We start from the raw sequence: 14389 nt of genomic DNA on the forward strand, positions 1-14389 counted from the left end.
ATCTTTTTTGCAGAAAAAGCAAAAAAGGATGCCGTTTCAATCCCTAACGCGCTATAAAACTCCAATTTAAAATTCTAACTTAGCCTCATGAAGCTGTCTTATTGGGAAATAAAATCATGGTTAACTAATATTGATTACTGTATTGTTGGTAGCGGTATTGTTGGTCTTAATTGTGCGCTTCATTTAAAAGAACGGTATCCAAAATCTAAGGTTTTAATTCTAGAAAAAGGGATGCTACCACAAGGCGCTAGCACAAAAAACGCAGGTTTTTCATGCTTTGGTAGTTTAAGCGAAATTCTTGATGACTTAGAAACCCACACTGAGCATGAAGTTTTTCAACTCATTTCAAAACGGGTAAATGGCTTAAAATTACTAAGGCAAACCCTAGGAGACAAAGCAATTAGTTACCAACAATTAGGTGGCTACGAATTGTTTTTAAATTCTGATAAAAGCTTATTTGAAAATTGTATTTTAAAAAAAGAAAACATCAATAAATGGTTAAAGCCAATTTTTAAGGATTCCGTATTTAGCCTAAAAAATAATATTTTCAACTTCAATAAAATAAACAATCAGTATATATTTAATCAGTTTGAGGGGCAAATAGACACAGGAAAAATGATGGAATCCCTATTAGAGAAAGCATACTCAAATGGCATTAAAATTTTAAATAATACTCAAGTTGAAGAATTTTTAGAAGAAGCTGGATCAGTAAAAATAAGAACCAACACATTTGAGTTTTCAGCTTCAAAATTGTGTATTGCAACAAATGGTTTTGCATCACAACTAATACCTCAAAATGTGAAGCCAGCAAGAGCGCAAGTATTAATAACCAAACCTATCAAGGACTTAAAAATACAAGGAACCTTTCACCTAGATAGAGGCTATTATTATTTTAGAAATATAGATAACAGAATCCTTTTAGGAGGTGGACGACATCTAGATTTTAAAGGAGAAGAAACCACAGAATTAAATCAAACTAACTATATTCAAAACAATCTAGAAGATCTATTAAAGTCTACTATTTTACCTAAAACCCCATTTGAAATTGAGCACAGGTGGAGCGGTATTATGGGAGTTGGAAATCAGAAGAAAGCCATTGTAAAGCCAATTGGCAAACATGTGTTTTGTGGTGTTCGTTTAGGCGGTATGGGTGTTGCTATTGGGAGTTTGGTAGGAAAGGAGTTAGCAGAATTAATTCAGTAATTTGTTTCTTGTGTAAAGATAATAATCACGTTAAGCAATATGAATATTAAAAAAGAGCTTTATAATCAATGTTTTGAATTTATTGAAAACCGCTACCAAGCAGTTCAAAATACAATTAAAGAAATTCAAGTTTCATTACGTTCAGAAACTAAAAGTAGTGCTGGTGATAAGCACGAAACAGGGCGTGCCATGTTACAATTAGAACGTGAAAAAGCTGGAGTACAATTAGCAGAAATAGAGAAAACAAAAGCTTTATTGTCAAAAGTAAATATTGAAAATAATCTTAATAAAATAGGTGTAGGAAGTGTTGTTTTTACCACAAAGTCAAACTATTTTATTGCTATTAGTGCTGGTGAATTAAAAGCTAAGGGAGATAATTTTTTTGCTATTTCAGCAAATACACCAATGGGACAGCTTTTAATAGGAAAAGCAGTAGGAGATGTTATCTCATTCAGAGCTCAAGCGTTTAAAGTAACCAAAGTTTTATAGCAATCTATTTTATAATAGAAAGACAAACCTCAATACCGCCTTCTAACTTATTTTGATTTTCAAAAAATATCGAATTTCCATTCAAATCAGCTTCAATTAAATAAAAATAACCTTTAAAGAAAGACTGTTTAACAACTACTTTTAAATCTGAGGATTCAATAATTTTTAATTGATTAGCATAAACAATGGCACCGTTTATAATATTAAACTCACCAAAAAAAGAAGCAATTAAGGGAGTTTTAGGGTTCTTATAAAGCATCTCTGGTAAATCGTTTACTATTATTTTATTGTTGTTTAAAACAATCATGCGGTCTGCAAAACCAAGCACATCATCCTTATCATGGGTGGCCACAATACAGGTAATATTTTTATCTTTCAGATATCTAAAAACCTTTCTTCTAAGACTTTGCTTTTTAAAATTATCAATATGGCTAAAAGGTTCGTCTAATAAAAGAATTTCAGGTTGTTTTGCTAAAGCTCTCGCTAGGGCAACACGTTGTTTTTGTCCTCCACTTAAGGTTTTAACTTTAGTGTTTGCAAAAGCCTCAAGTTCCACTACTTTAATTAGTTCATCAATACGTTGTTGTGTTTCTTCAGGAAAAAATCGAGATAAGTGTTTTCCAATATTTTCTTCAACGGTTATGTATGGCATTAAATCAAATTCTTGAGCTACATATTTCATAAAATCATAACCGATCACCAAGTTGAATTTCGGACCTAAAATCTCTTCATCTTTCCAAAAAACATGACCCTTATCTAAATCATACTCACCATATAAAACTTTAAGTAATGTGCTTTTCCCAGAACCACTTTCACCTATAATAGCAATATTTTCACCTTGCTTACCATTAAAGGAAATATCCTTTAAAACGGGTATTTTATTATAAGAAAAAGTTAGATTTTTAACGTGTAGCATAGCAGCGCAAAAATAGTATAAAAAAACACGCTTCTAAACTAGAAGCGTGTTTTTGATAAAAAGTATAGTACGTATTACCCCTTTACTTTCTCATTAACTTTACTAGGCAACACTTCAAAGCCCATATTGTATAATGTGAAACCAAAAATATCAGCATATTGTTCAATGATTTTACTCACCGGAGTTCCTACTCCATGACCAGCATCGGTTTCAATTCTTATAAGTGTTGGGTTATTGCCAGCTTGTTTACTTTGCAATTCTGCAACAAATTTAAAACTATGTGCTGGCACTACGCGATCATCATGGTCTCCTGTAGTAATTAATGTTGCAGGATATTCCATGCCAGCCTTTATATTGTGTAAAGGGGAGTAGCCTTTTAAATACTTAAACATGTCTTTGCTGTCTTCAGCAGTACCATAATCATAAGCCCAACCTGCTCCAGATGTAAAAGTATGATAGCGCAACATATCTAGAACACCAACTGCAGGCAATGCTACCTTGGCTAAATCGGGGCGCTGCGTTATAGTTGCGCCAACTAATAACCCGCCATTTGAACCACCTCGAATAGCCAAATAATCTGATGATGTATACTTCTTCTGAATTAAATATTCACCAGCAGCTATAAAGTCATCAAAAACATTTTGTTTTTGCATTTTGGTACCTGCATTATGCCATGCTTTACCGTATTCGCCACCACCACGTAAATTTGGAACAGCAAGAATTCCTCCTTGTTCCATCCAAATGGCATTGGTAATACTAAAACTAGGAGTTAAACTAATATTGAATCCGCCATATCCATAAAGGATTGTTGGATTTTTACCATTTAATTCCAAGCCTTTTTTGTGGGTAATAATCATAGGTACTTTTGTGCCATCTTTTGAGGTATAAAATACTTGATTGCTTTCGTAATCTTCTGGGTTAAAATCGATATCTGGCTTTTGATATAATTGTGAAGTACCATTTTCAATATCATATTTATAAATATTACCAGGTGTTTTATAGTTAGTAAACGAATAGTATAGTTCTCTTTCTTGTTTTTTAGCACCAAAACCACCCACAGAACCAACTCCAGGTAATTTTACTTCTCGTATTAAAGTTCCACTGTAGTCGTATTGTAACACTTTAGAGACAGCATCAATCATATATTCAGCAAAGAAATAACCACCGCCGTTAGAAGGACTTAATACGTTTTCAGTTTCAGGAATAAAATCAACCCAATTATCTGGAGTTGGATTAGAAGCATCAACTGTAACAATTTTTTTATTTGGAGCATTTAAATTTGTAACTAAAAATAATTTACTGCCAACATTATCAATAACATAAGTGTCACTATCTATGTGATCTAAAATGGTTACAAGTTTGCTATTAGGATTTGTTAAATCTTTAATAAATAACTTATTCCCTGAAGTTGAAATTCTAGGAGAAATGATTAAATAACGGTTATCTTCAGTTACAGAGCCATAAATATAACGATGCTTTTCTTTATCAGTTCCTCCATAAATGAGCTTATCTTGTTTTTGAGGGGTACCTAATTTGTGATAATATACTTTATGCTGGTCGGTTTTAGCGGATAACTTACTGCCTTCTGGCTTGTCATAGCTAGAATAATAGAACCCTTCATTTTTATACCAAGACATGCCACTAAATTTAATATCTACCAGAGTATCTTCAATAATAGTTTTAGTTTCAGCATCCATAACCAAAATCTTTCTCCAGTCACTTCCACCCTCCGAAATGGAATAGGCTAGTATTTTACCATTTTTAGAAAAACTAATACCTCCAAGTGAAATTGTGCCATCTTCTTTGAACGTATTTGGATCTAAAAAGATACTTGCTGTACTTGGATCTTCTCCTGTTTTGTATCGATAAATAACATACTGGTTTTGAAGCCCATCATTTTTATAGAAATAGGTGTAATTACCTTCTTTAAATGGCGATCCTGTTTTCTCGTAATTCCATAATTTAGAGAGACGTTCTTTAAGGTCTTTTCGGTAAGGGATGCTATTTAAGTAACTAAAAGTTGTTTTATTTTGAGTTTTTACCCATGTTACAGTGTCTTCACTTTTGTCATCTTCTAGCCAACGATAGGGGTCTTTAACTTCTGTATTAAAATAAGTATCTATAGTATCTACAGTTTTGGTTTCTGGGTAATTCACAAAATAATATTAGTTTTTTGTTTTTCTTCTTTAAATGCTACAAACGAGATTAAGTCAATAAGGATGAGTATTAATTTATCTCATGATTGAATATTTAAGCTTATCAAAAATAAATAAAAAACTCCTGTATTGATTTATACAGGAGTTTTATAACATTATATTAAGATTAAAATCTACACTAAATCATTTTCAATTAAATATTCAGCAATTTGAACGGTATTAGTAGCAGCACCTTTACGAAGGTTGTCAGCAACAATCCACATATTTAGTGTGTTTGGTTGTGTTTCATCACGACGAATACGTCCTACAAAAACTTCATCTTTTTCATGCGCAAAAATTGGCATTGGATAGGTGTTTGTATCCGTATTGTCTTGTACAACTACTCCAGGAGTTTCGTGTAACAATTTGCGAACATCAGCTAAATCAAAATCATTTTCAAACTCAACGTTTACAGATTCTGAGTGCCCGCCAGCAGTAGGAATTCTAACTGCAGTAGCCGAAACAGAAAATGTTCTATCATTCATGATTTTCTGTGGTTCTCTAGCTAATTTCATTTCCTCTTTGGTGTATCCATTGTCTTCAAAAACATCACAATGTGGTAATGCATTTCTTCCAATTGGATACGGATAAGCCATCTCACCTTCAATACCAGCAATTTCATTTTCTAATTGACGTACGGCTTTAACTCCAGTACCAGAAACGGATTGATACGTGGATACCACAACACGTTTCATTTTATATTTTTTGTGAAGCGGGTTTAAAGCCATTACTAACTGAATTGTAGAACAGTTAGGGTTCGCAATAATTTTATCTTCTTTAGTTAATTCATTAGCATTAATTTCTGGAACCACTAATTTTTTAGTAGGATCCATTCTCCAAGCAGAAGAGTTATCTACAACAGTAGTACCAGCCTCTGCAAATTTAGGAGCCCATTCTATTGATGTTCCTCCTCCTGCTGAGAATAAAGCAATATCTGGTTTCATAGAAACAGCTGTTTCTAAACCAACTACTTTATAATCATTACCCTTGTAGGTTAATGTTTTTCCAACAGAGCGTTCTGAAGCAACAGGAATTAATTCAGTTACAGGAAAATTACGTTCTGCAAGCACTTTTAACATCACTTCGCCTACCATACCAGTGGCACCAACAACAGCTACTTTCATTTTTTCTAACTTTAATTTGTTTTTTGAGACGACAAAACTAAGTATTAATTACAATTCTAAATACAAAAAAAGCCCTCATTTTAAGAAAACAAGGGCTTTTTAACAACAAATAACACGATGTTATATAATTAACATTTTGTTATTTTTTAAGTAAATCTCTTATTTCTGCAAGTAAATCTTCTTGAGATGGTCCTGCTGGAGCTGGCTCTTCTGCTGGCTTTTTAGTTTTGTTGTAAGCCTTAACAATTAAGAACATTACAAAACCAACTATAATAAGGTTAACTATAGTGTTTACCCAAGATCCCCACATGATTGCATTTTCAGGAGTTGTTACAACGCCTTCAGCGTTAACAATTGCTTCAGACAGAACTACTTTTAGTTCAGCAAAATCCATTCCGCCAGAGAAATGACCCACTACAGGCATAACAATATTGTCAACAAAACCTTTAACAACACCACCAATAGCTCCTGCCATAATAACGGCAACTGCAAATTCCACAACGTTACCCGTCATGATAAATTCTTTGAATTCTTTTAACATTTTAATTAGTTTTAATGGTTAAATAAATATTAATTGTGACCAAGATAATTAAAAAAGTCACATGTTTGTAATAATTAATAATTAATAAAAGTACGCTTAACTCGCTGAGAGATTGAAGTAATTAACTCATAAGAAATAGTATCTGCAGAATTAGCCAAAGTTTCTGCAGTAATTGTATTAGCGTCAAAAACAATAACTTCGTCCCCTTCTTTACAATCAATATCAGTAATATTAACCATAATCATATCCATACAAACATTCCCAATAATAGATGCTTTTTGCCCATTTATGGTAACAAAACCATTTCCGTTTCCATAAATTCTACTAATCCCATCGGCATGACCTAAAGGGAGTGTTGCTGTTTTTGTAATTAATCCATCGCTTTTATAGGCACGATTATAACCTACGGACTCGCCTTTTTCAATTTTATGTATTTGAGATATAACAGTTTTTAAAGTCGCTATGGGTTTTAAATAAGCACTTTCTTTTTTAGAATTTCCAAAACCGTAGAGTCCAATTCCTGAACGTACCATATCAAAATGAGCTTCAGGATAATTTAAAACTCCGGAGGTATTGCTCATATGTAAAATAGGCATGTATCCAATTTCAGCTTCAAAATTTTCAGCAATTGTTTTAAATTTATTAATCTGATTTAATGTAAAGTCGCGTTCATTTAAATCTTCACTGGCTGCTAAATGAGAAAATAAAGATTTTACTTTTACTACACGTGTAGCTTTTACTTTTGAAACTACATGTTTTACATCATTTTCCCAAAACCCTAAACGATTTAAACCGGTATTAAATTTTATGTGTATAGGGTATTCATTTTGCTTTTTAGAAGATGCAAATTCAATAAATTCGTTTAAAATTTTAGCATTGTAAAGGTTTGGTTCTAAGCAATTTTCAATAATAACATCAAAATTAATAGCCAGTGTATGAAGTACTAAAATAGGTTTAGTAATCCCAGCTTGCCGTAATGCTAGACCTTCATTTGCATAAGCAACAGCAAAATAATCGACATCTAAACGTTGTAGACAATTAGCAATTTTTTGAGCATCACTGCCATATGCAAAAGCTTTAACAACTGCTAAAAATTTAGTTTTAGGTTGTAGCTTTGATTGTAGATACTCAAAATTATATTTAAGTGCTTTTAAGTCAATTTCAAGCACAGTTTCTTGTGCTTTAGGCATTGGCATCTTTGGGTTTAGTATCTACTTCTTCGGCATCGTTAACTTTCATATTCCTGACTTTATCCCTAAGCATCGCTTTATAATAAGCGGCTCTACTTAAAGGTTCATATTCGTTAACTTCACCTAATAAAACTAGATTATCATCTTGATTTTTTCTGTAACTATATTGCGCTAAATTCCCTGTTCTTGTACAAACAGCATGAACTTTGGTAACATACTCTGCAGTAGCCATAAGATTTGGCATTGGCCCAAACGGGTTGCCTTTAAAATCCATATCTAGACCAGCCACAATAACACGCACGCCTTTATTTGCTAAATCGTTACAAACACGCACTATTTCATCATCAAAAAATTGAGCTTCATCAATACCAACAACATCACAACCATCGGCCAAAATTGGAATATTTGCTGCTGCAGGTACAGGCGTAGAGCGTATTTGATTTTCATCATGAGAAACTACCATATCTTCATCATAACGCACATCAATGGCGGGTTTAAATATCTCAACTTTTTGTCTTGCAAATTGAGCACGCTTCAGTCTACGAATCAATTCCTCTGTTTTTCCAGAAAACATGGAGCCGCAGATAACTTCAATCCATCCAAATTGTTCTTTATGATTTACGGTATTTTCAAGAAACATTTTGTAATTTTAACACTAAATGGGAATAATTATTCGTTTGTATAAAGGTGGCGTAAATTTATTAAAAATCAAAAGCCTAAAGTGCAATAATTAAAAATTTATAAACAATGAAGAAGAGGCTCGAATCGGAACTTATTAGTATAGCGCACAGAATTCTTAAATTAAAAGGGAAGGAAGATGTTATTAAAATGCATGCCGAGGTCTCTGCGCTTTATGAAAAGCTTTCAGTATTAAAATTTGCACATGATAATTTTGAGGGAGATTTACCAACAATAGGCAGCGATTCTTCATTTTTTGATATGCTAGATAGTGCATTCAATAATAAGGTTAGTGACAATATTGAGGTGGAAGATAAAATTTATATTAACCTAGATGATGTTGAAGATGATGATATTATGGAGCCCGTAATGAACAAAATCAAAGACATGGTTGCGCACATGCCTGAAGATAATGACGAGATTAAAACTGTTTTTGAAGAAACTATTCCTAAAGAACCTTTAAAGCGGCACAATTTAGAAGATATAACCGCTGGGTTTGAAGACACTCCAGTTTTTGAGCCTGTTTCTGCACCAAAAAATGGAATAATTAATGGTAAAAAATCTTTAAATGATAAGCTTAAAATAGGTGGATTTAATATCGGACTTAATGATAAAATAGCTTTTATTAAGCATTTATTTGATGGTAAAAGTGAAGATTATGACCGTGTGATGTCTCAACTAAATACTTCAGCTTCATTAAGCGATGCAAAGCGTTTTATCGAAAACATGGTAAAACCAGATTACAATAATTGGGAAGGAAAAGAAGAATTTGAAGAACGCTTCATAGAAATTATTGAGGCTAAGTTTAACTAAACCTTATAAGCTTGTTTTACCATATGCTTTACAATAACGATGTGAAATGGTCTAATTAGAGCCATATAAACCTTACCAAATAGATTATTGTATTTTACTAAGGTAGTAACCTTAATATTATGTTGATATTCTTTTGAATTGAAAACACTCACCCTAAAGTCTAAATGTTTATCATCTGCCCCAATTAAAACCTCATTATCTTCAACACTAAACACCTTAATAAATCCAATACTTTCACCTGGTTTATATTGTGGCTTGAAATCTTTATCCATATCCGTTTTTAAACCAAATATTTTAACTAAAGCATTACGCAAACGCATTAAAAACATTACCCATTTGGGCATCGTTCCAAAAATTAAATGCGTTATAGTTTCTAAGGAATCTTTATGATTTGTAGTTGAAAACGTATCTGTAAAATCTATTCTAGAAAGTGCCTCTTTTATACCCTTTGTGTTTGGGGACTGTTCTGTTTTTACAACCATTATTAGTGTTTAAATTAAAATTAGGTCAAATATACTAATTTTAATATATTTGATTTATGGGGAATACTAAAGAGATTATTCTTAAAACAGCCTTAGATTTGTTTAATACACAAGGGATGGCTAAGGTTACATTAAGAGCTATTGCTAATAAAATGGGTATTAGCCAAGGCAATTTAAATTATCATTTTAAAAAAAGAGAGGACATTGTAGAGGCACTCTATTTTCAAATTGTTGAAAATATAAACCAAGCAGTTACCAATAGTATGCAATCTCAAAATCATTTAGAAGCTCTATTTGGTGTATCTAAAACCATAATGTTTACATTTTATAAATATCAGTTTTTCTTACTAGATTTTGTTTTAATTATGCGAGAGCATAAAACAATTAAGCAGCATTATATAATGTTGATAAAGCAACGAGAAGCAGAGTTTTTAAATATGACTAAAATATTAATGGATTATGACATACTTAGACAACCCATATTTTTAAATGAATACAATAATCTGTTTAAACGGTTTCAGATTTTAAGTGACTTTTGGATGTCTTCAGTCGTTGTAGAACGCGGCAAAATCACTAAAGCATCAGTAGATGAGTATTCAGAAATTATTTATCAGTCTATCTTTCCCTACTTAACTTTAAAAGGGCAAGAACAATTTAAGTCATTATCTTTAGCGTAATTTTAATATAACATTTAAATGAGTAAACTCTTTATAGTACCCACTCCAATAGGTAATTTAAAAGATATCACTTTTAGAGCCATTGAAGTTTTAAAGGATGTTGATTTGATATTAGCTGAAGATACTCGAACTTCTGGAAAATTGTTAAAGTACTTTGAGATTACCACACATATGCAATCGCATCATATGCATAATGAGCATAAAACAATAGAGAACATCATTCAAAAATTAAAAGCAGGAACTACTGTTGCACTTATAAGCGATGCTGGAACACCGGCAATTTCAGACCCTGGGTTTTTGTTATCTCGAGCCTGTATTGAACATGATATTGATATTGAATGTTTACCAGGAGCTACTGCGTTTGTACCAGCACTAGTAAATTCAGGATTGCCAAACGATAAATTTGTGTTTGAAGGGTTTTTACCAGTAAAAAAGGGAAGGCAAACTAGATTATTACTTTTAGCAGAAGAAACTCGCACCATGATTTTTTATGAAAGCCCTCATAAATTAGTAAAAACATTGGGGCATTTTTGCGAGTATTTTGGAGCGGATAGACCCGTTTCAGTATCTCGAGAATTAACAAAATTGTTTGAAGAAACCATTCGCGGAACAGCAAAAGAGGTTTTAGAATACTATACTAATAAACCGCCTAAAGGAGAAATTGTTGTTGTGGTAGGAGGAAAAGGAAAGTGAAATTTTAATTATTAAAAATGAATATAGAATCTTTTAAAACGAAATTAAAGCATACCCCTAAACAGATTGATTTTTCTGAAACCATGAGTATTATAGACGAAAACTATCAGTTTATACCAACGGCTTTTCAAAATGGAAATTTAAAAAATGACGAGGGACAAAATTCAGGATCATGCAAATTATTTGCCTTTGCAAAAGCCCAAGGACTATCAAAAGACGAAACATTGGCTTGTTTTGGGCAATACTATTTTAAAGATGTTTTAGAAGACCCAAACGGTGAAGGGCATCAAAATATTAGAAATTTTATAAAAACTGGTTTTGAGGGTTTAAGTTTTAAAACGAATCCATTAATAAAAAAATAAGAATTCCTTTATTTTTTAAAAGATATGAAAGCACTTTTACAGGAGATTAAACAATGTACCATTTGTAAAGAACATTTGGTTTTAGGTCCAAGACCTGTAGTTTCTGCGCATCCAGAATCTAAAATAGTCATTATTGGGCAAGCACCAGGAACCAAAGTGCATGCTTCTGGTGTGCCTTGGGATGATGCTAGTGGTAGACAATTGCGTAAATGGTTAAATGTTACGGATGAAGATTTTTATGATGAAACAAAGTTTGCCATAATCCCTATGGGTTTTTGTTACCCAGGAAAAGGAAAAACAGGCGATTTACCACCACGACCAGAATGTGCTCCACAATGGCATAAACCGTTGTTTGATGAACTTAAAAATGTAGAGTTGGTTATTTTAATAGGGATGTATGCCCAAAAATATTACTTAGGAAAGGCCGCAAAAAAAACCTTAACAGAGACAGTTGATAATTTTCAAGAATATTTGCCTAAATATTTGCCTTTACCACATCCATCGCCTAGAAATAGATTTTGGTTAACCAAGAATCCTTGGTTTGAGGTTGAAGTGTTGCCTATTTTGAGAAAAAGGGTTGAGGAATTTATATAAAAACCTTACTGTTTTCAAGTAAGGTTTTATGAAACTGGATAATAAGTAGGCTTTATTTTTTTAATCTTTTTCTAACTAAGAAAAATGAAGCTAAACCAATAATTAATAAAGGCCATATATTTATTAGTACAATAATAAAAGATTCAATAAAAAACCAACCATTAGAAATACCTTCTTTTGATTTGTCTAAAAAAGTTTTAGTATAGCTTTTAGGTTCTTCAATATAGTCTACTGATTCATATAAGTCTATTTGAATTGTGCTAAATGATACTTTGTTTGTTAAATACTTCAGCCTTCCTTGGGCAGATTCTATTTCTTCTTGAATAATACGTAATTTATCTTCAGTTTTTAAGATGTCTTCTACCGTTTTAGCATTTTTTCGAAGTATACTTTCATAACGTTCTTTTACCTCAAGCTTTGTTTTTAATCTTGTTTCTAAGTCTATATATTCCTCAGTAACATCTTTCGTTGTGATATTTTCATATTCGACAAAATCGACAACAGTATTAACTGAATCCATAACAATATCAAAATACTTTTGCGGTACTTTTATGGTAAATCTATTTTCTTTTTTGTAAAGGTCGTTTTGAAATCTTAGATCAGAGATGTACGCGCCATGTTTTTGAGCAATAGCTTTAATTTTATAAGTAGCCTCTTTTACATTTTTCACCTTGTATCGAGCATTAGCAGATTTAATAATTTTTAAACCCAAGGGAATATTGCTTTGATCAGTTTTATATTTACTAATTATTTTGTCTGATTCAGCAATTTCAAAATCTTCAGAAATTTCAACAGCATTTGTCATAACATCTTCTTTATAAGAAGTATTATTGCAGGCAAAGCAAAATGAACACAGAATAAATGCTAAAATTTTAAATCTACTTTTTAATGTTATTACTTTCATAATTTTATATTTTTAAGAATTATAGAAGCAAACTTATTAGGAGAAAACCTGTATCTTTTGAAAAGCTCTTGCAAAACACTTGTAAATTGTTATACAATTATTAAGTGTCTAAAAATAAATGCGTTAAATTGATTTGAATTCAGAAGAAAAACATCTTTTTAATTTATTGAAACAATCAGTTGAGTCTGTTTTTTCACAAAACAATAGTATATCTTCTCCAATTAAAGATTGGAAAGGAGAAGAAATTGTAGCTTTTCAAGAGGACTTATTTAATAAAGTAAAAGGTAAGGTAAGTGAGAAATGGTTCTATACATATATAAAAAACACTCCTGATAAATTACCAAGAATTGATGTTTTAAATTTATTAAGTAATTATGTTGGCTCTACTAATTGGAATACTTTTAAATCTAATAATGGATTAAAAAAAAGAAGTAATAAAAAAAAGAGAAGCGTTTCAAAATTTTGGCTTCTAACATTATTGCCATTATTGATAATTATTTACACTTTCTCAGTAAAAAACACTTTTGAGTTTTGTTTTGTTGATGAAATAAAAAACGAAAATATTACATCTATACCGCTAGATATTATGGTATTACAACACAACGAATCTCCTATGCATTACAAAACAGATAGTCTTGGGTGTTTTTCCTTTAAAACAAGGAATGATGTTATAAAGTTTGTAGTGAAATCACCTTATCATAAAACAGATACTATTGTTAGAAATATTAATTCTAATAATAGTCAAATAGTTAAAGTTAAATCAGATGACTATGCTTTAATGTTGAATTATTATGCAAATGGGAATATTTCTGATTGGAAAAAGCATATTGAAAAATTAAACTCACTTATTGATAAAGATGTTAAGATATACCGACTTTTTAGAAACAATATTGATATTGAGTTGTACTCTAAAGATGAGTTTATTAGAATGCTTACTATTCCGACTAAAAGTTTAAAACGAATTGAAATCCTAGACAAAACAATTAGCAACGGGAAGATTGTAACTTTAAAATTTATAGTAAAATGAAAAAATTAATATATATCTTTTTTGTTCTGATAGTTATTTCGTGCAATAGTCGTGATGAAAAAATCATGAATCTAGAGACAATAGAGGTGAATGCTAATTATGAAACTGAAGATATTGAGAATAATAAAATAAAACCCAATACTTTTATTTATGAAGATTTAAGCACACAAAAGCTACAAGAAATGTATGATTTAATAAGCTTAAAAGAAAAGCATCCTGAGTTTGCGAAAACTATAACCTCTCAATTAAAAGCTTATACTGATGATAATATAAGCCTCTCAAATTCTACAGATATTTCAATTAAAAACATAAAATTAAAGGAAGAAATTATTCAAGTTTCAGATTCTGTACAAAAAATGAAATTGTCATACGATATTCTTTCAAATAATTCAATGCAAAAAGATTCTATTTGCGCTATAATAACTAGTAATGAAATTTCTTTTGAAGGCAAAAAGATAAAATCTAAGAAAATTAAGTTCAAGGCTTTATAGTTTTCGAAAC

Annotated in this window: 17 protein-coding genes; 9 read left to right on the forward strand and 8 right to left on the reverse strand. The window is 31.3% G+C overall.

Features of this window, described 5'->3' with window-relative positions; genetic code table 11:
* Nucleotides 1-87: 87 nt before the first annotated feature.
* A complete protein-coding gene (locus Q0772_RS04810) occupies nt 88-1203 on the forward strand; it encodes an FAD-dependent oxidoreductase (RefSeq protein ID WP_298340927.1) in 1116 nt (371 codons plus the stop codon).
* 39 nt (nt 1204-1242) lie between these two features.
* A complete protein-coding gene (locus tag Q0772_RS04815; protein WP_298340929.1) occupies nt 1243-1692 on the forward strand; it encodes a 3-oxoacyl-ACP synthase in 450 nt (149 codons plus the stop codon).
* A 4-nt stretch (nt 1693-1696) separates the two neighbouring features.
* On the opposite strand, the gene Q0772_RS04820 is transcribed toward Q0772_RS04815, so the two are convergent.
* The 6 genes from Q0772_RS04820 to Q0772_RS04845 all read right to left on the reverse strand — a co-directional run bounded on the left by Q0772_RS04820 (nt 1697) and on the right by Q0772_RS04845 (nt 8298).
* On the reverse strand, nt 1697-2608 hold the full coding sequence (locus tag Q0772_RS04820) for an ABC transporter ATP-binding protein (protein WP_298340931.1): 912 nt from the start codon (nt 2606-2608) through the stop codon (nt 1697-1699).
* 74 nt (nt 2609-2682) lie between these two features.
* Entirely contained in the window at nt 2683-4764 is a 2082-nt protein-coding gene (locus tag Q0772_RS04825; RefSeq protein WP_298340933.1) for a prolyl oligopeptidase family serine peptidase, read from the reverse strand.
* 173 nt (nt 4765-4937) lie between these two features.
* Nucleotides 4938-5927, reverse strand: coding sequence for an aspartate-semialdehyde dehydrogenase (locus tag Q0772_RS04830; RefSeq protein ID WP_298340935.1), 990 nt, complete (start codon nt 5925-5927; stop codon nt 4938-4940).
* A 139-nt stretch (nt 5928-6066) separates the two neighbouring features.
* Nucleotides 6067-6468, reverse strand: a complete 402-nt coding sequence (gene mscL / locus Q0772_RS04835; protein WP_298340937.1) for a large conductance mechanosensitive channel protein MscL — start codon at nt 6466-6468, stop codon at nt 6067-6069.
* Between the two features lie 74 nt (nt 6469-6542).
* Complete coding sequence (alr, locus tag Q0772_RS04840) at nt 6543-7658, reverse strand: alanine racemase (protein ID WP_298342412.1); 1116 nt, start codon at nt 7656-7658, stop codon at nt 6543-6545.
* Nucleotides 7651-8298: a thymidine kinase gene (locus Q0772_RS04845; protein WP_298340939.1), complete on the reverse strand. Its 648-nt coding sequence runs from the start codon at nt 8296-8298 to the stop codon at nt 7651-7653. The genes alr and Q0772_RS04845 overlap by 8 nt, the downstream gene beginning before the upstream one ends.
* 107 nt (nt 8299-8405) lie before the next feature.
* On the opposite strand from Q0772_RS04845, the gene Q0772_RS04850 reads away from it, so the two are divergent.
* Nucleotides 8406-9149, forward strand: coding sequence for a hypothetical protein (locus tag Q0772_RS04850; protein ID WP_298340941.1), 744 nt, complete (start codon nt 8406-8408; stop codon nt 9147-9149).
* Here Q0772_RS04850 and Q0772_RS04855 read toward each other — a convergent pair.
* On the reverse strand, nt 9146-9631 hold the full coding sequence (locus Q0772_RS04855; protein ID WP_298340943.1) for a DUF2867 domain-containing protein: 486 nt from the start codon (nt 9629-9631) through the stop codon (nt 9146-9148). The genes Q0772_RS04850 and Q0772_RS04855 overlap by 4 nt on opposite strands.
* A 56-nt stretch (nt 9632-9687) precedes the next feature.
* Here Q0772_RS04855 and Q0772_RS04860 point away from each other — a divergent pair, with 56 nt between their 5' ends.
* Genes Q0772_RS04860 through Q0772_RS04875 form a run of 4 tightly spaced genes read left to right on the forward strand, consistent with a single transcriptional unit; the run spans nt 9688 to nt 11957 of the window.
* Complete coding sequence (locus tag Q0772_RS04860; RefSeq protein ID WP_298340945.1) at nt 9688-10308, forward strand: TetR/AcrR family transcriptional regulator; 621 nt, start codon at nt 9688-9690, stop codon at nt 10306-10308.
* A gap of 18 nt (nt 10309-10326) precedes the next feature.
* Nucleotides 10327-11001, forward strand: a complete 675-nt coding sequence (gene rsmI, locus Q0772_RS04865) for a 16S rRNA (cytidine(1402)-2'-O)-methyltransferase (protein WP_298340947.1) — start codon at nt 10327-10329, stop codon at nt 10999-11001.
* Between the two features lie 17 nt (nt 11002-11018).
* Complete coding sequence (locus Q0772_RS04870) at nt 11019-11363, forward strand: HopJ type III effector protein (protein WP_298340949.1); 345 nt, start codon at nt 11019-11021, stop codon at nt 11361-11363.
* A 24-nt stretch (nt 11364-11387) separates the two neighbouring features.
* The gene (locus Q0772_RS04875) at nt 11388-11957 is read left to right on the forward strand and encodes a uracil-DNA glycosylase family protein (protein WP_298340951.1); all 570 of its coding nucleotides are present in this window, start codon (nt 11388-11390) and stop codon (nt 11955-11957) included.
* Between the two features lie 52 nt (nt 11958-12009).
* Here Q0772_RS04875 and Q0772_RS04880 read toward each other — a convergent pair whose 3' ends face one another.
* Complete coding sequence (locus Q0772_RS04880) at nt 12010-12861, reverse strand: DUF4349 domain-containing protein (RefSeq protein ID WP_298340953.1); 852 nt, start codon at nt 12859-12861, stop codon at nt 12010-12012.
* A gap of 133 nt (nt 12862-12994) precedes the next feature.
* Between Q0772_RS04880 and Q0772_RS04885 the strand changes: the two genes are divergently transcribed.
* The gene (locus Q0772_RS04885; protein ID WP_298340955.1) at nt 12995-13888 is read left to right on the forward strand and encodes a hypothetical protein; all 894 of its coding nucleotides are present in this window, start codon (nt 12995-12997) and stop codon (nt 13886-13888) included.
* Nucleotides 13885-14379 carry a hypothetical protein gene (locus tag Q0772_RS04890; RefSeq protein WP_298340957.1) on the forward strand — a complete coding sequence of 165 codons (495 nt, stop codon included), beginning with the start codon at nt 13885-13887 and terminating at the stop codon, nt 14377-14379. The genes Q0772_RS04885 and Q0772_RS04890 overlap by 4 nt, the downstream gene beginning before the upstream one ends.
* The last annotated feature ends 10 nt before the right edge of the window (nt 14380-14389 follow it).

The sequence above is a fragment of the uncultured Algibacter sp. genome (genome assembly GCF_947490405.1).
Taxonomy (GTDB): domain Bacteria; phylum Bacteroidota; class Bacteroidia; order Flavobacteriales; family Flavobacteriaceae; genus Algibacter_B.